This is a genomic window from Pseudomonas sp. I8001 (assembly GCF_013385345.1).
GTDB lineage: Bacteria > Pseudomonadota > Gammaproteobacteria > Pseudomonadales > Pseudomonadaceae > Aquipseudomonas.
Window position 1 is genome coordinate 1 of record NZ_JACAQC010000026.1, and the last position, 21460, is coordinate 21460.

20 protein-coding genes are annotated in these 21460 nt (G+C 61.8%); 3 read left to right on the plus strand and 17 right to left on the minus strand.

Annotated features, from left to right (window positions below; genetic code table 11):
• Window positions 1-115 precede the first annotated feature (115 nt).
• From HX839_RS18820 to HX839_RS18860, 9 genes are all read right to left on the minus strand, one after another.
• The gene (locus HX839_RS18820) at window positions 116-880 is read right to left on the minus strand and encodes an ABC transporter ATP-binding protein (protein ID WP_008432141.1); all 765 of its coding nucleotides are present in this window, start codon (window positions 878-880) and stop codon (window positions 116-118) included.
• Between the two features lie 13 nt (window positions 881-893).
• Window positions 894-2012, minus strand: a complete 1119-nt coding sequence (locus HX839_RS18825) for a succinylglutamate desuccinylase/aspartoacylase family protein (protein WP_177067531.1) — start codon at window positions 2010-2012, stop codon at window positions 894-896.
• Between the two features lie 9 nt (window positions 2013-2021).
• The gene (locus tag HX839_RS18830; protein WP_003209532.1) at window positions 2022-2732 is read right to left on the minus strand and encodes an ABC transporter permease; all 711 of its coding nucleotides are present in this window, start codon (window positions 2730-2732) and stop codon (window positions 2022-2024) included.
• On the minus strand, window positions 2729-3457 hold the full coding sequence (locus HX839_RS18835) for an ABC transporter permease (protein ID WP_008432134.1): 729 nt from the start codon (window positions 3455-3457) through the stop codon (window positions 2729-2731). The genes HX839_RS18830 and HX839_RS18835 overlap by 4 nt, the downstream gene beginning before the upstream one ends.
• A 57-nt stretch (window positions 3458-3514) precedes the next feature.
• Window positions 3515-4294: a transporter substrate-binding domain-containing protein gene (locus HX839_RS18840; protein ID WP_003213667.1), complete on the minus strand. Its 780-nt coding sequence runs from the start codon at window positions 4292-4294 to the stop codon at window positions 3515-3517.
• 329 nt (window positions 4295-4623) lie between these two features.
• Window positions 4624-6258 (minus strand): ATP-dependent DNA ligase, encoded by a 1635-nt coding sequence (locus tag HX839_RS18845; RefSeq protein WP_008432132.1) that lies wholly within the window; start codon window positions 6256-6258, stop codon window positions 4624-4626.
• Window positions 6255-7259 (minus strand): ligase-associated DNA damage response exonuclease, encoded by a 1005-nt coding sequence (locus tag HX839_RS18850; protein WP_003213671.1) that lies wholly within the window; start codon window positions 7257-7259, stop codon window positions 6255-6257. Before HX839_RS18850 ends, HX839_RS18845 begins: the two co-directional genes overlap by 4 nt.
• A gap of 194 nt (window positions 7260-7453) precedes the next feature.
• The gene (locus tag HX839_RS18855) at window positions 7454-9895 is read right to left on the minus strand and encodes a penicillin acylase family protein (RefSeq protein ID WP_177067532.1); all 2442 of its coding nucleotides are present in this window, start codon (window positions 9893-9895) and stop codon (window positions 7454-7456) included.
• Window positions 9896-10128: 233 nt separating this feature from the next.
• Entirely contained in the window at window positions 10129-10773 is a 645-nt protein-coding gene (locus HX839_RS18860; RefSeq protein ID WP_003213676.1) for a glutathione binding-like protein, read from the minus strand.
• A gap of 96 nt (window positions 10774-10869) precedes the next feature.
• Here HX839_RS18860 and HX839_RS18865 point away from each other — a divergent pair, with 96 nt between their 5' ends.
• A complete protein-coding gene (locus tag HX839_RS18865) occupies window positions 10870-11421 on the plus strand; it encodes a cysteine hydrolase family protein (protein WP_177021281.1) in 552 nt (183 codons plus the stop codon).
• Window positions 11422-11579: 158 nt separating this feature from the next.
• Here the strand turns inward: HX839_RS18865 and HX839_RS18870 are convergent, their stop codons facing one another.
• The 5 genes from HX839_RS18870 to HX839_RS18890 form a co-directional block, all read right to left on the minus strand.
• The gene (locus tag HX839_RS18870; RefSeq protein WP_177021282.1) at window positions 11580-12368 is read right to left on the minus strand and encodes an ABC transporter ATP-binding protein; all 789 of its coding nucleotides are present in this window, start codon (window positions 12366-12368) and stop codon (window positions 11580-11582) included.
• The gene (locus HX839_RS18875; RefSeq protein ID WP_134325843.1) at window positions 12365-13423 is read right to left on the minus strand and encodes an iron ABC transporter permease; all 1059 of its coding nucleotides are present in this window, start codon (window positions 13421-13423) and stop codon (window positions 12365-12367) included. Before HX839_RS18875 ends, HX839_RS18870 begins: the two co-directional genes overlap by 4 nt.
• Before the next feature lie 161 nt (window positions 13424-13584).
• Complete coding sequence (locus HX839_RS18880; protein ID WP_177021283.1) at window positions 13585-14700, minus strand: ABC transporter substrate-binding protein; 1116 nt, start codon at window positions 14698-14700, stop codon at window positions 13585-13587.
• A 28-nt stretch (window positions 14701-14728) separates the two neighbouring features.
• Window positions 14729-15409: a Fe2+-dependent dioxygenase gene (locus HX839_RS18885; RefSeq protein WP_003213688.1), complete on the minus strand. Its 681-nt coding sequence runs from the start codon at window positions 15407-15409 to the stop codon at window positions 14729-14731.
• A 3-nt stretch (window positions 15410-15412) separates the two neighbouring features.
• The gene (locus HX839_RS18890) at window positions 15413-17794 is read right to left on the minus strand and encodes a TonB-dependent siderophore receptor (RefSeq protein WP_003213690.1); all 2382 of its coding nucleotides are present in this window, start codon (window positions 17792-17794) and stop codon (window positions 15413-15415) included.
• 196 nt (window positions 17795-17990) lie between these two features.
• Between HX839_RS18890 and HX839_RS18895 the strand changes: the two genes are divergently transcribed.
• Together HX839_RS18895 and HX839_RS18900 are read left to right on the plus strand one after the other, a co-directional pair.
• Window positions 17991-18701 (plus strand): response regulator, encoded by a 711-nt coding sequence (locus HX839_RS18895; RefSeq protein WP_003213692.1) that lies wholly within the window; start codon window positions 17991-17993, stop codon window positions 18699-18701.
• Entirely contained in the window at window positions 18698-20089 is a 1392-nt protein-coding gene (locus HX839_RS18900; protein ID WP_177067533.1) for an ATP-binding protein, read from the plus strand. Before HX839_RS18895 ends, HX839_RS18900 begins: the two co-directional genes overlap by 4 nt.
• A 140-nt stretch (window positions 20090-20229) precedes the next feature.
• Here the strand turns inward: HX839_RS18900 and HX839_RS18905 are convergent, their stop codons facing one another.
• From HX839_RS18905 to HX839_RS18915, 3 genes are all read right to left on the minus strand, one after another.
• Window positions 20230-20430 carry an SEC-C metal-binding domain-containing protein gene (locus tag HX839_RS18905; RefSeq protein WP_003213695.1) on the minus strand — a complete coding sequence of 67 codons (201 nt, stop codon included), beginning with the start codon at window positions 20428-20430 and terminating at the stop codon, window positions 20230-20232.
• Complete coding sequence (locus HX839_RS18910) at window positions 20427-20927, minus strand: LEA type 2 family protein (protein WP_177067534.1); 501 nt, start codon at window positions 20925-20927, stop codon at window positions 20427-20429. Before HX839_RS18910 ends, HX839_RS18905 begins: the two co-directional genes overlap by 4 nt.
• 61 nt (window positions 20928-20988) lie before the next feature.
• Window positions 20989-21459 carry a YchJ family protein gene (locus tag HX839_RS18915; RefSeq protein WP_177009888.1) on the minus strand — a complete coding sequence of 157 codons (471 nt, stop codon included), beginning with the start codon at window positions 21457-21459 and terminating at the stop codon, window positions 20989-20991.
• Between the last annotated feature and the right edge of the window lies 1 nt (window position 21460).

Consider the following 21460-nt stretch of genomic DNA (forward strand, 5'->3'; position numbering starts at 1 on the left):
TGGTGGGGCAAGAGCGTTTTGCTTACTTTTGCGCTGTTCAAAAGTGAGCCGCTGTAAGAGCGGAACCATAAGTGGCCGTTACCTAAATAACGGATATACACCCAACCCCTGCGGGCTACTTCAAATTCCCACTCAAAAACTGCTGCAACCGCTCGCTCTTCGGATTACCCAGCACATCCTCCGGCGCACCCTGTTCCTCCACCAACCCCTTGTGCAAAAACAGCACCTGGCTCGACACCTTGCGCGCAAAGCTCATCTCATGGGTCACCATGATCATCGTCCGGCCTTCCTCAGCCAAACCCTGGATCACCTTCAACACCTCACCCACCAACTCCGGGTCCAGCGCCGAAGTCGGCTCGTCAAACAGCATCACCTCCGGCTCCATCGCCAGCGCCCGGGCAATCGCCACCCGCTGTTGCTGGCCACCCGACAAAAACGCCGGATATTGACCGGCCACCCGCGCCGGCAACCCAACCTTGTCCAGATACCGGCGAGCGCGATCCTCGGCGTCCTTCTTGCTGCAACCCAGCACCCGGCGCGGCGCCATGGTGATGTTCTCCAGCACACTCATGTGGCTCCACAGATTGAAATGCTGAAACACCATCGCCAACCGCGTACGCAGGCGCTGCAACTCAGCATCATCCGCCACGCGCATCCCATGGCGGTCACTGACCATGCGAATCTGCTGCCCATCCAGCGTCATGGCGCCGTCATTCGGCTGTTCAAGAAAATTGATACACCGCAAAAAGGTACTCTTGCCCGAGCCACTGGCGCCGATCAAGCTGATCACATCACCGGTCCTGGCCTTGAGCGAGACACCTTTGAGCACCTCATTGTCGCCATAGCTTTTATGCAGGCCTTCAACGGTCAATTTGTACATGGGGCGTGCATCCTCAAGGCGAAAGTAGGTAGCCGCTGCGATAGGCTTCAGTGCCGGCGACATGGGCAATGACCATCCCGGCAGTGGCCATGCGCCGCAGCGAACGAGCGTAAAGCAGCCCGGCATTGCGGCAATGCACTGGCGTTACGCGGTCGGAAATGGGGTCGATGATTTCGGCGATCAGTTGCCCGGCGTCCACGTATTCCCCAGGCAGCGCGCTGAATACCAGCAAACCGCCCACGGCTGTGGCCACCGGCTCGACGCCCGCCAGCGGTGTGGCGGGGTAGGGCAATTCCGGCAGCGGTGCCGGCTCGCCGCTGATTGCGCCGAAGTGAATCAGGTAATCGATGATCGCCTGGCAGTCGAGGCTGGCCAGGCCGTGGTTGACGTCGCCCTGGCCGCGCAATTCGACGGTGACGGAAAAGCTGCCCATCGGAATCGGGAAGCGCTCGCCAAACCGTTGTTGCAATTGCCACCACACCAGCGTGAAACACTCATCGAACGACTGCCCACCGGAATCGGTGGCCAACAGGCTGGCCTCCGAACCGATATAGCGCGCCAGCGGCTCCACCTGCGGCCACGCCTCGGGGGTGGTGTACAGGTGTGCAACGGCTTCGAAGTCGCAGTGCAGGTCCAGCACCATGTCGGCATCACACGCCAGGCGTTGCAGCACCAGGCGTTGGGATTCCAGTTGTGTGACGGGCGTTTGCGCCGCCAGGGCCATGGTCAGCGCATCACGGATCAGTTCGACGTTGTGCGCAGGATCATCTCCCAGCAGGCCTTCGACTTGATTGCCAACCTCGTCGGACAGGTCGACAAACAGGCGGTTGAAGTTCTGCCCGCTTTCCAGCTCGTAGCGGCCCAGGGGGATGTCCATCAACACCTGTTCCAGGCCGGTCGGGTTGGCGATCGGCACCAGCACGATCTCGCTGCGCAGGCGGCCGGCCGCAGCCAGCTCCGCCAGGCGCGCCTTCAAGTGCCAGGCCACCAGCATGCCCGGCAATTCGTCGGCGTGCAGCGACGACTGGATGTAGACCTTGCCTTCGGCCTGCTCCGGCCGGAAGTGGAAACTGTGAATTTGTCGCTCCGTGCCCGGCACCGGCGCCACAAGTGGATGAATCTGATGACGCATGAAGGCTCCTTAGTGGCTGGGGCCGAGAAAGGCCAGCCAGCGACGCTCCGCCAGACGAAACAGACCGACCAGGGCAAAGGTCACGGTCAGGTAGATCAGCGCAGCGATACCGAATGATTGAAAGGTCATGTAGGTGGCCGAGTTGGCGTCCCGGGCGACTTTCAGGATATCCGGGATGGTCGCGGTGAAGGCCACCGTCGTCGAATGCAGCATCAGGATCACTTCATTACTGTAGTACGGCAGCGAGCGGCGCAGGGCCGACGGCATGATCACGTAGGCATACAGCTTCCAGCCGCTGAGGCCGTAGGCTTTCGCCGCTTCGACTTCGCCGTGGGCCATGCTGCGGATCGCCCCGGCAAAAATCTCCGTGGTGTAGGCGCAGGTGTTGAGGGCGAAGGCGAGGATGGTGCAGTTCATCGCATCGCGAAAGAACGCATCCAGCACCGGCTGCGCGCGAACCGCCGCGATGCTGTAGATCCCGGTGTAGCAAATCAGCAGCTGGATATACAGCGGCGTGCCGCGAAACAGGTAGGTGTAGAACTGCACCGGCCAGCGCACCCAGCGATTGCGCGACACCCGCGCAATGGACAGCGGGATCGATACCAGGAAGCCGATGAAGATCGACGCGCTGAGCAGCCACATCGTCATGGCCAGCCCGGTGATGTGCTGGCCGTCGCTATAAAGGAAGGGGCGCCAGTATTGCTGGATAAGTTCGATCATCGCACTGCCTCCCGGGAGCCTGCGGAGTAGCGCCGTTCGAGGCGGCGCAGGACGAAGTTGGACGCGCTGGTGATCAACAGGTAGATAAACGCGGCGATCACCAGGAAATAGAACAGCTGATAAGTACTCTTGCCGGCATCCTGCGCGGCCTTGACCAGGTCGGCCAGGCCGATGATCGACACCAGTGCCGTGGCCTTGAGCATCACCATCCAGTTATTGCCGATGCCCGGCAGGGCGAAGCGCATCATCTGCGGGAAGGTCACGAAGCGAAACCGCTGGCCACGCGTGAGCCCGTAGGCCGTGGCGGCCTCCAACTGGCCACGGGGCACGGCGAGGATCGCGCCGCGAAAGGTCTCGGTGAAATACGCACCGTAGATAAAGCCCAGGGTGATCACCCCGGCGCTGAATGGGTCGATCTCGATGTAGTCCCATTCCATAAAGTCGGTAAAGCTGGTCAGCCAGATTTGCAGGCTGTAGAAAATCAGCAGCATCAGCACCAGGTCGGGCACGCCGCGAATCAGGGTGGTGTAGATCTGCGCGGGAATCCGCAGGAACGGCAGGCTGGACAGTTTGGCAGTAGCCCCGAGCAGGCCCAGCAACACGCTGACGGCCAGGGAGAACACCGACAACTTGACAGTCATCCAGGTGCCTTGCAGCAACAGCGGGCCGAAACCCTTCAAGCTGAAGGCACTGAGCCCCAGGGTTTGCAAAAGATCTTCGAACATAAATCAGGACCTATGGCGATAAAAAAGCGCCCCTCCAGAGGAAGGGCGCCCCAGGCATTATTTGCCGCTGTACAGGTTCAGATCGCCAAAGTGTTTCTTCTGGATGGTGGCGTAGGTGCCATCATCGTGTAACGCTTTGATACCTTTATCCAACAAGGCCTTGAGGTCTTTGTTACCTTTTTTGATACCGACCGCAGTTTTGGACGGCAGCAGTGGATCGTCGATGGCCTTGCTGACTTCGTAGTCAGCACCGGCTGGCGACTTCAAAAAGCCCAGTTCGGCTTGCAGCATGTCCTGCACGGAAGCGTCCAGGCGGCCGGAAGTCAGGTCGGCGTACACCTGGTCCTGGTTGGCGTAGGCCTTGGTGGTGACACCGGCCTTGTCCAGTACGGCCTTGGCGTAGGCTTCCTGGATGGTGCCTTGCTCGTAGCCAACGCTTTTACCCTTGAGGGACTCAGGCGTGGAGTAGTTCGCGCCCTTTTTGAACACCAGGGAAGTTGGGCCGGAGAACAGCTCGTTGGAGAAGTCGATCGCCTTTTCACGGGCTTCGGTCACGGTCATCGAGGAAATCACGCCGTCAAACTTGTTGGCGTTGAGGCCTGGGATCATGCCGTCGAAATCACTTTCGACCCACTTGCACTTGACCTTCAGCTCGGCACAGATGGCATTGCCCAGGTCGATATCGAAGCCCACCAGGCTGCCGTCAGCGGCTTTAGACTCAAACGGCGCGTAGGACGGATCGACACCAAAACGCAATTCCTTGTATTCCTTGGCCAGCGCGGAACCGGCGGCCATGCACAGAGCCAGTGCAGAAAGGGTCAGCAATGCTTTTTTCATTATGTAATCCCTGGAAACCAAGATAAGCGCTTGTGGCGCGGTTAGGACTGTTACTGAACGGTGTCAGACCGGACTCAAGTAGCAATTTCTGCACCATAGTTCCGAATGGTCGTTTTAAAAGGTGAGATTAAGGAGTTGTGCCAGTAGGAAATGCCCGAAAATGGGCATTGATCAATCTATGCATTATTTTGGGGCGTGTGAGGTTTTCAAACGTGGGAGCGGGCTTGCTCGCGAATGCGGTGGATCAGTCGGTACATGTATTGACTGACACACCGCATTCGCGAGCAAGCCCGCTCCCACATTGATCGGTGGCGTTCGTGAGAGGCGTGTCAGGCCAGTAAATCCTGCAGGGTCGCCAGGTTGTCGGCTTCCTCGACGGCCTTGTCCTGGCGCCAGCGCAACATCCTCGGGAAACGCACCGCAATTCCGCTCTTGTGCCGCTTGGACAGGGCAATCCCTTCAAAACCCAGTTCAAACACCATGCTCGGCGTGACGCTGCTCACCGGGCCGAATTTCTCCACGGTGGTCTTGCGTACGATGGCGTCGACCTTGCGCATTTCTTCATCGGTCAGCCCCGAATACGCCTTGGCGAACGGCACCAACGTACGCTCAGTACCGGGCGGGCCGTCCCACACCGCAAAGGTGTAGTCGCTGTACAGGCTGGCGCGCCGGCCATGGCCGCGCTGGGCATAGATCAGCACGGCATCGACACTGAACGGGTCGACTTTCCACTTCCACCACACGCCCATGTCCTTGGTCCGGCCCACGCCGTAGAGCCCGTCCCGGGCCTTGAGCATCATGCCTTCCACGCCCAGGCTGCGAGACGCCTCACGCTGCTCTGCCAAGTCTTGCCAGCTATCGCCGATCAGCACTGGCGACGTGCGCAACGTTGGCTGGTCGCAGTCGCTGACTACCAGCTCCAGTTGCGCCCGGCGTTCGGCCTGGGTGTGGTTGCGCCAGTCTTCGCCGTGGTGTTCCAGCAGGTCATAAGCCAGCACGGCGACCGGCGCGTCTTCGAGGATTTTCTTGCCCAGGGTCTTGCGGCCGATACGCTGTTGCAGCAGGGCGAAGGGTTGCACCGAGTCCTTCCACACCACGATTTCGCCGTCGATCACCGTGCCATCGGGCAGGCTGTTTTCCAGGTCATGAAGCTCCGGAAAGCGCTCGGTGACCAGTTCTTCGCCCCGAGACCAGACCCACAAGCGGCCTTCGCGCTTGACCAGTTGTGCGCGGATACCGTCCCACTTCCATTCCACTTGCCAGTCAGCAGGGGAGCCGAGCAAGGCATCGAACTGTTCCACCGGCTGGGCCAGGCCATGGGCGAGGAAAAACGGATAAGGCTGCCCGCCACGCTGGGCGTGTTCGTCGGACGATTCGGCGGCAATCAGCTTCAAGTAGCCTTCGGCCGTCGGACGGTTCGACAGGTCGGTGTAGCCCACCAGCCGCTGGGCCACGCGTTTGCTGTCCAGCCCGGCCATGGCGGCCAGGGCGCGGGTGACCAGCAACTTCGACACACCGACCCGGAAGCTGCCGGTGATCAGCTTGATGCAGAGCATCAGGCTCGGCTGATCCAGCTGGGCCCACAACGCGGGCAGGCGTTCTGCCAGTTCTTCTGGCGGCAGGCCACGCAAGGGCAGGAGTTTTTCTTCCAGCCACACGGCCAGACCATCGTCCGAGGTGTGGGGCGATTCCGGTAACAGCAGGGAAATGGTTTCCGCCAGGTCGCCTACCGATTGATAACTTTCTTCGAACAGCCACGGCTCAATGCTCGCGGCTTCGGTGGCCATGTCCCGCAGCAACCGGGTGGGCACCAGTTGTCGGGGCCGGCCGCCGGATAAAAAGTACACCGCCCACGCAGCATCTTCCGCGGGCGCCTGTAGGAAATAAGCCTGCAAGGCGGCGAGCTTGGCGTTGCTGGAGGTGGTGGCGTCGAGGTTGGCGTACAGCTCGGCGAAGGCTTTCATGACGTGGCCTCCTCTTCGTCATCGCCGTATTCGGTGGTGAATCCCTGGGCATCCAGGCCCTTTTCCCGCAGGTGCCTGACCAATACGCCCACAGAACCGTGGGTGACCATTACCCGCTCGGCACCGGTTTGCTCGATGGCCCATAACAGTCCGGGCCAATCGGCGTGGTCCGAGAGCACAAAGCCGCGATCCACGCCGCGCCGCCGCCGGGTGCCGCGCAGGCGCATCCAGCCGCTGGCGAAGGCGTCACTGTAGTCGCCGAAGCGGCGCATCCAGGTGCTGCCACCGGCGGAGGGCGGGGCGATGATCAGGGCCTGGCGCAACAAAGGGTCGGTCTTTTTGAAGTCGCCGGCGTAGAGGGTTTCAGGGATATAGATGCCAGCTTCGCGGTACACCCGGTTCAAGGGTTCGACCGCGCCATGGCTGAGGATCGGGCCGATGCTGGCGTCGATGCCGTGGAGAATCCGCTGGGCTTTGCCGAAGGAATAACAAAACAACACGCTGGCCTTGCCGGCGGCGATATTGGCCTGCCACCAGTCGTTGATCCCGGCAAAAATCTGCGCCTGGGGCTGCCAGCGGTAGATCGGCAGGCCGAAGGTCGATTCGGTGATAAACGTATGGCAGCGCACCGGTTCGAACGGCGCGCAGGTGCCGTCGGGCTCGACTTTATAGTCGCCGGAGGCGACCCAGACTTCACCCTGGTATTCCAGGCGCACCTGGGCGGAGCCGAGGACATGGCCGGCGGGGTGGAAACTCAAGGTGACGCCGTGGTGGCGCAGGCTTTCGCCGTAGGCCAGGGTTTGCAGGTTGATGTCCTGGCCGAGGCGCGAGCGCAGGATGCCTTCGCCGGGGGCGGCGGCCAGGTAGTGTTGGTTGCCGGTGCGGGCGTGGTCGCCGTGGGCGTGGGTGATGACCGAACGTTCCACCGGACGCCAGGGGTCGATGTAGAAATCCCCGGCGGGGCAGTAGAGGCCTTCGGGCCGGGCGATAACAAGGTCCATGGGCGTGCCGTGGAGGTGGGCTTGTTAATTAGGAGGCGAGGGCGGGTGGAGAAGTTCTATCGGAATGCATGCGATCAACTGGGGGAGCTGGCTTGCCGGCGATGCTGGCGACTCGGTCTGACAGTCAGACCGGGTTGATGCCATCGCAGGCAAGCCAGCTCCCACATTGATTTGGTTGAGGCTGGGAAACCGGGTTACTTGCCCGGCACCAGCGTCAACCGCGTCTTCCCGTACACCCCGTCAAAGTTCTGTGGCTGCATCGGGAAGCTCAGGTATTGCGCCTTCAGCCACGGGTCGATGCCATTGGCATAGTTCGGGCTGGCCGGGTTGCCGGATTGGCCGATGCCGCTTTGGCCCATCATCGGTTCCGCCAGGCCGAAGTCGACAATCATCCGCAGCGCCGGCACCTGGGTCGTGTCGAAACTCTGGCCCCAGCTATACGGTGCACTGTTCAGGGTGTTGTGATCGCCGCCCGCGGCCAGTGGGCCGCGAATGGCCTGGCCGCTGGTGTTCTTCCAGGTGTAGCTGTGCAGTTTGCCCCACTGCCAGGCCTTGTGATCGGCGCCCAGCGCGCTGTCGCCTGCGGTGATCGCGGCGGCCAGGCTGCGGGCGAGGATCGCCGGCTTGTCGGTTTTCTGCCCGGTGCGGGCGTCATTCCAGAACGGGCTGTCTTCGCGCCCCAGCAGGTGGTCGGCCACCGCCGAGTACGACAGGTTGGCGTTACCGATAAAGGCTTTCCAGGTGGCGCTGTTTTCCGGACCGAGTTCGTCGAGGAAAATCTGCTTGGCGCTTTCCTGCAGGAACAACTCATAAATCGCCGCGTCGGCGGAGGTGGATGCCAGCCGACCGTCGAAGGCCATCAGGCGGCCCAGTGCTTCCCGCGCCTTGGCCTGGTCTGCCACCGGCAATCCATCGATCGCCTGTTTCAGCGGCTGGGCCATGCCCGGCGCCTGGAACATGCTCTTGAGCTTGGCGGCAAACGTGGTGGTCTGGTCGTACTGCATGGCAATCATGCTGCGGCTGTCATGCTTGCCGCTGCCGGCCAGTTGCGCGATACGTTCGGCGCGTTCCGGCGCGGCCCACGAGTTGGACAGTTGCATGCCGTAGCCACGGGGAATGGTGCGCTGGTTGGCCGTGCCGATCCAACCCTGGGCCGGGTCCTGATCGTAGGGGTGCAGCATCGCGTCGGCGTAGCCATCCCAGTCGAAACGCCCGTCCCAGCCCGGCGATGGCACCAGGCCTTCGCCTTCACGGCGGTTGGGGAACCGCCCGGTCACTTGCCAGCCAATGCTGCTGGCGTCGGCGAAGACCATGTTCAAGGCAATTGCGCGAATTTCCCGGGTGGCGTCAGACGCTTTACCGGCGGTTTGCGCACGGGACAGGTCGAAGAACGCGTCCAGGCTCTTGTCGTCCTTGAAATCGGCGGTTTGCAACGCCAGGCCGTAGCCGCTGGTCAGCGACTGGGCACTGTTGAGCAGCGGCCCGTGGCGGGTTTCGTACACCGCTTCGCGAATCGGCCGCTGGCCCTTGGCGAAGTAGGTTTCGTTGCGCACGATGGCGGGCAGCCATTTGCCGTTGTTCTCGTAGTACAGCGCGTTGCCCTGGCGCTTGACCTTCTCCAGGAATACGTCCTGGGTGTCACCCGAGACCTGGCTCATGCTCCAGGCCACCTTGCCGTTGAAGCCGGAAAGCAGGGTTGGCAAACCGGCGATGGACACACCGGCGGCCTGGTATTTCGGCGAGCGGATCTGCACGTAGTTCCACAGCGACGGGGCCTGCATCGAGGTCGACAGGTCATTGGCCAGCAGGCTCTTGTTACTGCGGCTGCGCTGCGGGCCGATCGCCCAGTTGCTGGAGCTGGACGTGCCCAGGGTGTTGAGGGTGTCGAGGTGCTCGCTGAGGCTGGTCAGCGCAGCGAGGCCCGGGATCTGGCCCAGGTTGATGCCCTTGAGCTTGTCGGACTCGGCCACTGGCAGCGGTTCATCCGGGTAGCTCGGGGTCAGCCAGGCGAGTTTGTCGGCACCGACTTTTTGCGCGAGCACCAATGACGACAGCTCTTCCTGCAAGTTGGTCGACTCGCTGAAATTCAGCAGGCAGAACAGCAGCGCCGAATCTTCCGGCTTCCAGTATTCAGGCTTGTAGCCAGTCTGGGCCAGGTCTGGCGGCAGCTTGTCGCGGTAGCGGAACAGGTAGGCGTTGACCCCGCGCGCATACACCTCAAAGAAGCGCTTGAGGCGCGGCGACGAGGCGTTATACAGCTCGCCGGCGCTTTTGCGCAGGTTGACCGCCCGCATGAAACGGTCGACATCCAGCACATCCGGCCCGGACATTTCCGCCAGGCGGCCCTGGGCCAGCAGGCGCAGGGTGACCATCTGGGTGATGCGGTCGCTGGCGTGCACGTAGCCCAGGGTGAACAGCGCATCGTGGAAGGTGCTGCTTTCAATCAGCGGGATGCCCTGGCTGTTGCGGCGCACCGAAACGTTCTGCGCCAGGCCCTTGATCGGCTGTACGCCGGAAACCGGAGGCAGGGTGTCTTGGGTGCTCTGTAACTGGCAACCGGCCAGGCCCAAGGCACTGGCAATTGCCGCGGCAACGCCGAACCGGGGAAGAAAGTGTGAGAGGGCTGGCGAGGCCATGGCAAAGCTCCTGCGGGGGGTAGCGTCAGTAAAGGCGCTACGTTAGTGAGCGCGGCGAAACGACGCAAGCGGGAGGCGATGCTTATTTCAGGATTTGCGTAAGGTTTCCAGTCGGGCACAAATCAGTGTGGGAGCGGGCTTGCTCGCGAATGCGGTGTATCAGCTAAAAGCGTTGTGGCTGATCCACCGCATTCGCGAGCAAGCCCGCTCCCACATTTTGATCCCGTTGACCTTCAGGATTTTGGCGGATTGACCTTCTGCACCAGCTCATAGGCACGCACCGTCGCCGGGCGTTGCTTGATGTGGTTGAACCAGCGTTCTACATGTGGGAAGTCTTCCAGCTTCTGGCTCTGCCACTTGTGGGAAACGATCCACGGGTAGATCGCCATGTCGGCAATGCTGTATTCCTCGCCGGCCACGAACGTGCGGTCGGCCAGGCGCCGGTCCAGCACGCCATACAGGCGGGCGGTCTCATCCACATAGCGTTTGATCGCGTAGGGAATCTTTTCCGGGGCGAACTGGCTGAAGTGGTGATTCTGGCCGGCCATCGGCCCCAGGCCACCCATTTGCCAGAACAGCCATTGCAGCGCTTCCTGACGACCACGCAGGTCCTGGGGAATGAACTTGCCGGTTTTTTCCGCGAGGTACAGCAGGATCGCACCGGATTCGAACAGGGAAATCGGCGCGCCGCCGTCGGTCGGGTTCTGATCGACGATGGCCGGGATGCGGTTATTGGGTGCGATCTTCAGGAAGTCGGGCTTGAACTGATCGCCCTGGCCGATGTTGATCGGGTGTACCTCGTAAGGCAGGCCGGCTTCTTCCAGGAACAACGACACTTTGTGACCGTTGGGGGTGGTCCAGTAATACAGGTCGATCATGAAGCTCTCCAAGGGTGGTGATGCTTGAGCGAATGCCTGTAGGTATAGGTGATGTTAGGGTGACGAAAATTCAATGAAACATTTGGGTCTATCGATATGGAAATTCGTGCGGGCGCAGCGTTGATTCTGATTGACCAGCAAAAAGGCATTCATCATCCCAGGCTGGGACGGCGCAATAATCCGCACGCCGAGGCGCGCATGCTGGCGTTGCTGGCGCATTGGCGGCGCGAAGGCTGGCCGGTGATTCATGTGCAGCATCTTTCCCATTCGCCGGAATCGGTGTTCTGGCCGCAGCAGTCGGGGGTGGAGTTTCAGGATGCATTTATTCCGCAGGCGGGTGAGCAGTTGATCCAGAAACGGGTGCCGGACGCATTTTGTGGGACGGGGCTGGAAGCGAGGTTGCATGAGGCCGGGCTTCGGCAAGTGGTGCTGGTGGGCGTGGCCACCCATAACTCGGTGGAGGCCACGGCCCGCAGTGCCGGCAACCTGGGGTTTGAGACGTGGGTTATCGAAGATGCCTGCTACACCTTCGACAAGGCGGACTTTTTCGGGCAGATGCATTCGGCGCAGGCGGTACATGCCATGTCGTTGGGTAACCTGCACGGCGAGTACGCCACAGTGATTTCCTCCAAACAGTTGCTGGAGTGACCGTTGTGGCGAGGGAGCTTGCTCCCGCTGGACCAGGCTGGAGCTCCAGTGCGAAGCGCTCCCGAGTGCCTCACCTCAGTCCGCCTGAAGACGCGCGTGCACAGATTTTGGGGCTGCTACGCAGCCCAACGGGAGCAAGCTCCCTCGCCACAGAGGATCTAAGCCACCGCGCCGTCCACCAACACCTGCAACGTTTGTTGTGAGCATCGCTCGATGCGTACCCGCACACCATAGACTTCGGCAAACAGCGCCGTATCCAGCACGTCATACGCCGCGCCACTGGCGTACAGCCTGCCCTGGCGCAGCACCGCGATATGGTCGGCATAGCGCGCCGCGAGGTTGATGTCGTGCAGCACCACCACGGCGATCAGGTTGTGTTCCCGCACCAGGTCGCGCACGCAATCCATGACCTTCAACTGGTAGTTCAAGTCCAGCGCACTGGTGGGTTCATCCAGCAGCATCACCTGTGGCCGGCGCGCAATCAGTTGCGCCAGGCTGACCAGTTGCCGCTGGCCGCCGGATAACGTGCTCAATAGCTGATCCGCCAGATGAGCGATGCCAATCCTTTGCAACGCATCAAAGGCCTCGCGCATGCACGCGTCGCTTGAAAGCGCAATGCCCTCGACGTTCGCCACCCGCAGCGCCGCGATCACGCTTTCCATCACACTCAGGCTCAAGCCCGGCGGAAGGTTTTGCGGCATATAGGTCACACGCCGGGCGCGGTCACCGACGGACATTTTCGTCAGGTCCAGGTCACCCAATCTGACAACGCCCTGCATCTTTTCCAGCCCCGCCACCGCCCGCAGCAACGTCGACTTGCCCGCACCGTTCGGCCCGATCAACGCGGTCAGGCTGCCGTGGGCCAGGGTTGGCAAACTCAGGTCATGCACAATCTGGCGCCGGCCATAGCTGACCTGGGCGTTCTGAATCGACAGCCCGCTGCTCATAACTGCCTCCCGCGCTTGAACACCAGCAACACGAAAATCGGCACGCCCACCAGCGCGGTGACGATACCCACGGGTACGATCACCCCGGGCATGATCAGCTTGCTGGCGATGGATGACAGCGACAACAGTAACGCGCCGACAAGCGCGCTGGCCGGCAGCAGGAAGCGCTGGTCTTCACCCACCAGAATCCGCGCGATGTGCGGACCCACCAGGCCGATAAATCCGATGGTTCCCACAAACGCCACGGCGGTGGCCGACAGCAGGCTGATACGCAACAACGAGAAAAACCGCAGGCGCTTCACATCGACACCGAAGCTTTGCGCGCGGTCTTCGCCCATGCGCAACAGGGTCAGGCGTGGCGCGGCCGCGAAGGAAAAGGGCATGACCACGGCGACCACCAACGCGAGGATGCCGAGCTTGTCCCAGTTGGCCCGGGTCACGCTGCCCAGGGTCCAGAACACCAGTTGTTGCAGCACATCTTCGGTGGCGACCAGTTGCAACAGGGCGACCACCGCGTTGCAACTGAACACCAGGGCAATCCCGAACAGCACCAGGCTTTCCACCCCGGCACCGCGCAGCCGCGACATGGCTTGCAGCAAAAAGACCGAGGCGGCGGCAAACACAAAGGCTGAAATGGAAATCGCCGTATTGGCCGACACCCACAGCGTCGTCACCGGAAACACAATCACCAGGGACGCGCCCAACGCCGCCGCCGAGGAAACCCCCAGGGTGAATGGACTGGCGAGCGGGTTGTTAAGGATCGCCTGCATCTCGGCGCCCGCCAGCGACAGCGCGCAACCGACCAACACCGCCATCAAGGCGTAGGGCAGGCGCACGTTCCAGATGATCACCTGGTCGGTGGCGCTCAGGTGGGCCGGGTGCAGCAAGCCATCGAGCAGGGCGCCAAGGCCCATGCCCGACGGGCCGCTGGCCAGGTCCACGAGGATCGCGCACATCAGCGCGCCACCCAGCAGGGCCAGCAGCCAGCAACGACGCGCGAGCAGGCGGCGATAGCCTTGGCTGGCGGTGGCGAGGTCGAGGGTTTGAGTGGTCATTGGATTCGCAGCCTTGAAAACGACGAAAATCCCTGCCGGTACACGGTCAGTGTGGGAGCTGGCTTGCCTGCGATGGCGATGGTGAATCCAACACCGCTATCGCAGGCAAGCCAGCTCCCACAGGAACCGTGTACAGGCAGGGAATGGGTTGTGAGCCTTAGTTACTTGGCCTTGCCATCAATCCAGTAAGCACCCTGCAGCGGCATGCCGAGGAACTGTTGGTTCATCGCTTCCATGGTCGCCTTGGGATCCAGCTTGGCGAACAATTCCGGATGCACCCACTTGGCCAGCGCTTCAATCGCCAGCAGGTTGTACGGCGAGTTGTAGAAGTCATGCCACAGACCGTGGGAATTGCCCTCACGAATCGCCCGAAGGTTCACAAACTCAGGGCGGGCCAGCACGGTATCAAACGCGGCACGCGCGTCTTCGTTGCTCACGCCAGCACCCAGAATCAACCCGGGCTTGTGATTGCCGGTGGCCACATACACATCCGGGTCAGCTTTCAGCGCGTACTCGACACTGATATCTCCCAGCGCCCCCGGCACCACGTCGGCGGCGATGTTGCGCCCGCCCACCAGCTTGATCACTTCACCCATGCCGCTCTTGCCAGTGGTGTGCCCCGGTGCCTGCCAGGCGCCGGCCAGCAATTCCAGGAACACGCTCGGGCGCGGCCCGGCCGGCAAGGTGGCGACGGCGTCGGTGATCACCTTGATGTGCTGGTCATAAAAGTCGAGGAACGCCTTGGCCTGGGTTTCCCGGCCCAGGGCCTGGCCCAGGGCGGTCATGCTGGCGTGGGTGCCTTGCACCGGGTTGATGCGGAAGTCGACGAACAACACTGCAATGCCCGCCTTGGCCAACACGTCCGCCACCGGGCTGTGTTCAGTCGGGCCATGGCCGGAAATGCTGAACACCGCCAGGTCCGGTTTCAGCGAAAGAATTTCCTCGGCGCTGACGCTTTGCTCCGACGCCTGGCCAATCAGCGGAATGTCTTTTACCGTCGGAAATTTCGCCACGTAGGCGTTATAGGTGTGGGCGTCCAACAGTTTCAAGTCATTCTGCCAGCCGACAATCCGTTGGAATGGCGCGTCCTTGTCCAGCAAGGCAAAGGCCGAAATCAGCCGGCCTTCGCCGAGCACCACGCGCTGCACGTGGTCTGGCACCTCGACCTTGCGGCCCAGCACGTCGGTGACTTCATGGGCGGCGGCGGTTTCGGCGTGGCCGAGGATCAGCACGGCAAACAGCGCGCCCAGCTTGAGGAAGTTGCGGGGTTTCAGCATGGCGAGAACTCCAGGTGAAGGCGGCGCATCAGACATCGCTCCAGCGCCGCAAAAGGTTGTGATAGGCGCCGCTCAGTTGCAGCAGCGCGTGGTCGTCGGCGTGTTGCGCGGTGAGGCGTTGAATCGCCACGTCCATGTCCAGCAGCAGTTGGCGCTGGCTGTCTTCGCGCACCAGGCTTTCGACCCAGAAGAAACTGGCGATGCGCTCGCCGCGAGTGACCGGGTTGATCTTGTGCAAACTGCTGCCGGGATAAATCAGCAGGTGCCCTGCGGGCAGCTTCACCGCGTGCTCGCCGAAGGTGTCGCGGATCACCAGTTCGCCGCCGTCGTAGCTGGCCGGATCAGCCAGGAACAAGGTGGCGGAGATGTCGGTGCGCACCCGTTCGCGCACACCCTTGAGGCCGCGAATCGCATTGTCGATATGCCAGTCGAAGGCTTCGCCGCCGCTGTAGCGGTTGAACAGCGGCGGGTAGATTTTCTTCGGCAGGGCGGCGGACATGAACAGCGCGTTGTCCGACAGCCGCGACAGAATCTGCTCACCCAGGCGAATCGCTACCGGCGCGTCTTCCGACAGCTGCCGGTTGTTTTTCGCCATGGCCGAGCGTTGCCCGGCAGTGACCTTGCCGTCGACCCACGGTTGATCGAGCAGGGTGGCGACGGCCACCGCGACTTCTTCGGCACTCAACAGGCCGGGGATTTCGATCAGCACGGCTTAAAACTCATAGTCGACACTGGCGGTGAGCGTGCGCCCGGCGCCCGGAATGCCGTAGAGCTGGAAGCCGTCCAGGGACGCGCCGATCTGGCTGTAGTAGAACTTGTTAAACACGTTGTTCAGGTTGAGGTTGACCGTGGTTTGCCTGGTCACTTTGTATTGCGCAGCCACGTTGTTGAGCCAGTAGCCGGGGGCCTTTTCGTGGTCACGGGTGTAGATCGCGTACACGCCGGACGGGCCGGTGGCGTAGCTGCTGTTGTTGTTCAGGCCGCCGACGTATTTGTTGTCGCTGTAGCGGCGGCGTCCTACGTATTGCGCGCCGTAACTCAGGCTCAGGTCGTCGGTGACGGCGTAGGTGGTCCACAGGTTGGCGGTCAGGTCGGGAACGTTCTTGGCTTCCTCGCCTTTGTTGGCCCCTTTGGTCTGGGTGCTTTTCAGCGCGGAGAACCCGCTGTACACCGTCCAGCGCGGGCTGATATTGCCTTGCAGGCCCAGTTCCACACCGTCTACGCGCTTGGCGGGGAGGGCGCGTACCGGAGCGCTTTCGCCGTCCTGGTATTCCCAGGAGTTGTCCAGTTCTGTGCGGAAGATCGCGGCGGTGACGTTCAGCAGGTCGTGGGCAATGTCCCACTTGGTGCCGATCTCGTAGGTCTTCGACTTGGCCGGGGTGTAGTTGCTGGTGCTCGCGGCGCCGTAGATCTGGTTGTTGGTCGACGCGCCCAGGGCTGACGGTTGTGCCGCTTCGCTGTAGGACACGTAGATGCTGCCGTTAGGCAACGGCTTGTACACCGCGCCGACCCGGCCGCTCACGGCACCGTCGGTGCTGTCGATGGACGCTTGGCCACGCTGGGTGGTTTTGGCCTGCCAGTTGTCGTAGCGCAGGGAGCCGAGCACTTGCCACTGTTCATTCAGGGTGATGGTGTCACCCAGGTAGATGCCGGCGTTGTCGATCACTGAGCGTGGCTGGCCTTCACCCTTGGTCACTTCGCTGCTGGCGAAGCTGTGGTTCGGGTCGTTCATGTCGAAGAACAGGTCGCCGGCTGGCACTTCGGCGTTGCGTTTCAGGCCGCCGTAGGTCTCGTGATAGAACTCGAGCCCGCTGACCACCGCGTGTTCCAGCCCGCCGGTATTGAGCTTGAAGGCGAAGTCGGTCTGGTTGTCGAGGATGGTATAGCGCGTCGACTGGCCGAAGTCGCTCCCTCGCAAAATACCGTAGGCGGTGTTACCGCTGTTGGCGTATCCCGGGTAGGCATTTACCGTGCTGCCGGGCACTTGGCTGATCGGTCCTACGCCGGTGTAGCCCAAGGTCGCACAGCGCGTGCCGGTGCAGGTTTTTTGGCCATTGCCGTTGGCGGCGAAGAAGCGCGCGGGCGAGAGCACCGCGAAGTTGTCGGTACGCTCCCACTTGGTCTGGTTCTTCAGGGTCGCTTCGTTCCAGTCGAAATCATGCTCGAAGCGGGTGGTCAGCGAAGTGGTTTTGGTCTGCTGGGTGTACAGGTGCGAGTCGCCATACCAGTTGGAGCGCTTGACTCCCGGCATGCGGTCGCCGTCGGTGCCGCGCTGGATCGGCACACCGCCGTCCGGCGTGTTGTCGTCCTTCTGGTAGAAGGTGTCGATAAACAGGCGGGTGTCGGTGCCCAGGCCGAAGCCGAGGGAGGTCGCGATGCCCCAGCGGTCGTAGTCCACGTCGTCACGCTCGGCCACCTGGTTGTAGTGCTTCATCAGGTTGATGCGCAGGGCGGTGGTGTCATTCAGTTGTTGGTTGAAATCGCCGGTGAGGCGGCGGTAGCTGTCGGTGCCGATGCCGGCCGAGAGTTTGTTGGCATCCCCCAGATGCGCCTCTTTACTCACCAGGTTGACGCTGCCGCCTACCGCGGAAACGCCGGATTCGATCGAGCCGGTGCCCTTGAACACTTCTGCCTGTTGCAGGTTGAAGGTGTCGGTGCGGGTCGATTGGCCGGCATCGCGCACACCGTCGACGGTCAGGCTCTGCTCCGAGGAAAACCCGCGAATCGAAAACAGGTCGCCCCAGCCCAGGTTGCCTTCGCCGGACATGAAGGTGATGCCCGGCACGTTGCGCAACACTTCCTGCAAGGTCTGCGCGTTTTGCTCCTTGAGCACTTGCTGCGGGACGATGGTTACGCTTTGCGGGGCATCAAGCAGCGGCTGGCTGATTTTTGCCGAGGTCACCCGGTCGACTTTAAAGGCGGAAGTGGCTTCACCGTCGATCTTGATTTCCGGCAGGCTCAGCACTGAATCATTCGACGCCGCCACCGGCGCATCGGCCCAGGCGGTGGGAGAAACGCTGCCGGCGGCAAGCAGGCCGAACATCGGCGCAAGGGTAGATTGCAGCGACAGGGCGCGCGGGGTAGGCAATGGCATTCGGAGTGACCTAGGCTAAATTACAATTAATCTCATTTAGATTCGGTAGTCTAAAGACCGATACCGGCCGCCATGCCGTGGCTTTGTAATGTGGATGCGTGATTACCGCTTCCCACAACATTCCATTACATTTGCGCGTACTCCTGGCTGAAGTTTCGGCTATCTCCTGCCTTTTGAGTTTCGGACGAATTGCCCCATGGCCAAGCAAGACCACCTGCTGATCGTTGATGACGACCCGCAAATTCGCCAATTGCTGTGCGACTACCTGAGTGACGCCGGCTTCCAGGTGTCCACCGCCGGCGACGGCAAGGAAATGCGCCGCCGCCTGGCGCTGAATGTCATCGACCTGATCGTCCTCGACCTGATGTTGCCCGGCGAAGACGGCCTGAGTTTGTGCCGCGAATTGCGCGTCAGCTCCAACACGCCGGTGATCATGCTCACCGCCAAGGGCACGCTGATCGACCGGATCGTCGGCCTGGAAATCGGCGCCGACGATTACCTGCCCAAGCCGTTCGACCCGCGGGAGTTGCTGGTGCGGATCAAGGTGGTGCTGCGCCGGGTGCAGAGTTTTCCGGACCGGGCGCGGCTCGATGAAGCACCGAGCATCAGCTTTGCCGGCTGGCAGCTGGACACTCGGGCGCGGCAATTGCTTTCGCCGGAAGGCGTGGTGGTCAGCCTCGGCAACTCCGATTACCGGGTGTTGCGCCTGTTGTTGCAGCATCCCAACCGGCCGCTGAGCCGCGACTTTTTGCTCAACCACGTGTTCGACAAAGACAGCACGCCGTTCGACCGCTCGATTGATGTGTGCGTCAGCCGACTGCGCTCGCAGTTGCCGGCCGGGTTGATCAAGACTGTGCGCAACGAGGGTTACATGCTCACCGCCGACGACGTGGCGCTGCAATCGTGAAACTGCTGCCGCGTTCGCTGTTCGGCCGGCTGGTGCTGATCCTGGTCAGCGGCATGCTCGCGGCCCAGGCCCTGACCAGCAGCATCTGGTACGACATGCGCCACGGCCAGGTGCTGGAAATCCCCAGCCGGCTGATCGCCACGCGGCTGGCGGACGTGGTGCGGCTGGTACACAGCGATCCGGCGCAGGCGGATGTGCTGATCAAGCTGCTCGATACGCCGCGCTTTCGCCTGACCCTGAGTGACCAGGCCAGTGATGTGACAAGCAGCATCAGCGACAGCGACCAGGCCACCGAGCGCTTGCTGAATAAAGTGCTCTCGGAGAAAACCGGCTACACCCAGAACCTGCATCTGTTGAGCCTCAAGCTGCTGGATGCCGAGGGCCAGCATGCCGGGCTGTCGACTCTGCTCAGCTCCAGGCCTGTGGTGGGGCAATTCCTGATTGACCTGCGTTTGCCGGACGGGCGCTGGCTGCAGGTGCAGGCCACCGAAGAACAAGGCTGGACCAGTACTTCGCCGATGGACTTGCTGTTCGATTACGTGATGCGCATTTATCTGCTGCGGGTATTGGTGCTGGTGATCATTGCCCTGGTGGCGGTGCGCCTGGCCATTCGCCCGCTCAACGCCCTGGCCAAGGCTGCCGAAGCCTTGGGCCGGGACATCCAGCGGCCACCGCTGGCCCTCGATGGGCCCACCGAAGTGCGCCGCGCCGCCCAGGCGTTCAACGCCATGCAGCAGCGGCTGATCGCCAATATCGCCGAGCGGACGCGCTTCCTGGCGGCGATTTCCCACGACCTGCGCTCGCCCATTACGCGCCTGCGGTTACGTACGGAAATGCTCGACGACAACCGAACCAAGGAACGTTTTCGCAGCGACCTGGAAGAAATGGAGCACATGGTTTCCAGCACCTTGGACTTCGTCAGCAGCGGCGAAATCAACGAGAAGCGCCAGAACATCGACATCAACGCCTTGCTGCAAAGCTTGCAGGCGGACCTGCAGGACGTGGGCGAGACGGTGACGATAGAAGGGCGGGCCAAACAGCCATTGCCGGGGTATGCCCGCAGTCTCAAGCGTTGCGTGCAGAACCTGCTGGAGAACGCGGTGCGTTATGGCTCCGAGGTGGTGGTGCGGGTAGAGGACAAGGCGGACAGCTTGAAGATCGTCATCAGCGACCGTGGGCCGGGGATTCCCCAGGAGCAACTGGAACAGGTGATGGAGCCGTTTTACCGGGTGGAAGGCTCACGCAATGTGGAAACCGGTGGTTACGGGCTGGGGTTGAGTATCGCGCATACGATCGCCAGTGCCCATGACGGGCGGTTGGGCTTGAGCAATCGGGAGGGTGGGGGGTTGGAGGTGGTGGTGTTGTTTCAACGCAAATCGCAGCCTTGAAATGCAGACTAAATGTGGGAGCGGGCTTGCTCGCGAAAGCGGTGTATCAGTAACAGAGAGGTTGACTGACACTGCGCTTTCGCGAGCAAGCCCGCTCCCACATTTGGATGTGCAGTGTTTCGAGAATCGGGTTTCTTAACTCAAGCCCCGTGGCACTTCTTGAATTTCTTCTCGCTGCCGCACGGGCAAGGATCGTTACGACCCACGTCCTTCAACGTATTGCGCACCGGCTCCTGGTGAGCGTGGCCGCAGTTCGGGCCGTGGACATGGCCGTGGTCGTGATCATGATGATCGTGATCGTGGTTGCAGTCAGGACCATGGACATGGGGTTGCTGAGTCATCGATGTCGCTCCGGAATAAAATCGCCGGGGATTATCTCGCCATTGCGCAACACCTGCACGTCGTTCCCGATAAATAAACCGGTTTTCAACTCGCCTTCAAGACGATAGGGCACGGGATCGCGCGGATTTTTCAGCATGTCGACCACATCGCGGATCTGCGGCCACAGGTTGGTGCGCACCGATACCCGGAAAAAAGCGTGGCTGTGGGGTGGCACAGTCAGCCATTCGTTGGACTCGCCTTCGGTCAGCACCATCGTGCCGAGGCTGACCTTGTAAACCAGGCCGCGTACGGTCAGGTCGTTGTCGTCACGGTTATCCACGCGGAAATACAGCTTGAACTTCTGCTCCAGCAACTTGACCCGCACGGGGTCGACCTTGACCAGACGCACCTCGGGGGCGGGCGTTTCGTCGGCGAACCACGACGCGCAGCCGGAGAGCCCCAGCATCAATGCCAGCAGAAGGCTGTAAGTCCTGAATACCCGCGCCTGAGAAACCATGCCGTTACTCCGTGTGAAGAGTCAGCATAGCAAGCGAGAGCCTGTCGGGTATCAATGAATGTCAGAGGTAGCCGGAACAGCACTTCTTGAATTTCTGCCCGCTGCCACACACGCAGGCGTCATTACGCCCGGCCTTCACGTCCACCGTCGGGTCGATAAAGTACCAGTGCTCATTGTTCTGTACGAAAGATGAGCGCTCGCGGTGGCTGTGTTCGCCGGTGCTGTCATGCCAGCGAGCGGTAAAGGTCACGAAGGCGTGTTCCGGCTGGCCGCCGAACACCTCGGAGCTTTCCACTGAAAGGCCCAGCCAAGTGCTTTGGGCGCTCCAGGCGCCGATGGCGGTGGTGTCCAGCCCGGCTTGCTGCGCAGGCAGGGTGGTTGCCACCAGGTAGTCCACCAGGCCCAGCACATAGGCGCTGTAGCGCGAACGCATCAAGGCTTCGGCGCAGGGGGCCGGGTGGCCGGCGTGATAATGACCGCAGCAGGCATCCAGCAGGTTGCCACTGCCGCAGGGGCAAATGGATGTACTCATC

What these genes read in the sequence shown, in the direction of transcription:
- HX839_RS18840 (WP_003213667.1), bottom strand. Translation starts at nt 4,294, where the DNA reads ATGAAAAAAGCATTGCTGACCCTTTCTGCACTGGCTCTGTGCATGGCC.
- HX839_RS18915 (WP_177009888.1), bottom strand. Translation starts at nt 21,459, where the DNA reads ATGAGTACATCCATTTGCCCCTGCGGCAGTGGCAACCTGCTGGATGCC.
- HX839_RS18870 (WP_177021282.1), bottom strand. Translation starts at nt 12,368, where the DNA reads ATGAGCAGCGGGCTGTCGATTCAGAACGCCCAGGTCAGCTATGGCCGG.
- HX839_RS18855 (WP_177067532.1), bottom strand. Translation starts at nt 9,895, where the DNA reads ATGGCCTCGCCAGCCCTCTCACACTTTCTTCCCCGGTTCGGCGTTGCC.
- HX839_RS18880 (WP_177021283.1), bottom strand. Translation starts at nt 14,700, where the DNA reads ATGCTGAAACCCCGCAACTTCCTCAAGCTGGGCGCGCTGTTTGCCGTG.
- HX839_RS18910 (WP_177067534.1), bottom strand. Translation starts at nt 20,927, where the DNA reads ATGGTTTCTCAGGCGCGGGTATTCAGGACTTACAGCCTTCTGCTGGCA.
- HX839_RS18905 (WP_003213695.1), bottom strand. Translation starts at nt 20,430, where the DNA reads ATGACTCAGCAACCCCATGTCCATGGTCCTGACTGCAACCACGATCAC.
- HX839_RS18850 (WP_003213671.1), bottom strand. Translation starts at nt 7,259, where the DNA reads ATGGACCTTGTTATCGCCCGGCCCGAAGGCCTCTACTGCCCCGCCGGG.
- HX839_RS18865 (WP_177021281.1), top strand. Translation starts at nt 10,870, where the DNA reads ATGGAAATTCGTGCGGGCGCAGCGTTGATTCTGATTGACCAGCAAAAA.
- HX839_RS18875 (WP_134325843.1), bottom strand. Translation starts at nt 13,423, where the DNA reads ATGACCACTCAAACCCTCGACCTCGCCACCGCCAGCCAAGGCTATCGC.
- HX839_RS18820 (WP_008432141.1), bottom strand. Translation starts at nt 880, where the DNA reads ATGTACAAATTGACCGTTGAAGGCCTGCATAAAAGCTATGGCGACAAT.
- HX839_RS18860 (WP_003213676.1), bottom strand. Translation starts at nt 10,773, where the DNA reads ATGATCGACCTGTATTACTGGACCACCCCCAACGGTCACAAAGTGTCG.
- HX839_RS18845 (WP_008432132.1), bottom strand. Translation starts at nt 6,258, where the DNA reads ATGAAAGCCTTCGCCGAGCTGTACGCCAACCTCGACGCCACCACCTCC.
- HX839_RS18835 (WP_008432134.1), bottom strand. Translation starts at nt 3,457, where the DNA reads ATGTTCGAAGATCTTTTGCAAACCCTGGGGCTCAGTGCCTTCAGCTTG.
- HX839_RS18830 (WP_003209532.1), bottom strand. Translation starts at nt 2,732, where the DNA reads ATGATCGAACTTATCCAGCAATACTGGCGCCCCTTCCTTTATAGCGAC.
- HX839_RS18895 (WP_003213692.1), top strand. Translation starts at nt 17,991, where the DNA reads ATGGCCAAGCAAGACCACCTGCTGATCGTTGATGACGACCCGCAAATT.
- HX839_RS18890 (WP_003213690.1), bottom strand. Translation starts at nt 17,794, where the DNA reads ATGCCATTGCCTACCCCGCGCGCCCTGTCGCTGCAATCTACCCTTGCG.
- HX839_RS18825 (WP_177067531.1), bottom strand. Translation starts at nt 2,012, where the DNA reads ATGCGTCATCAGATTCATCCACTTGTGGCGCCGGTGCCGGGCACGGAG.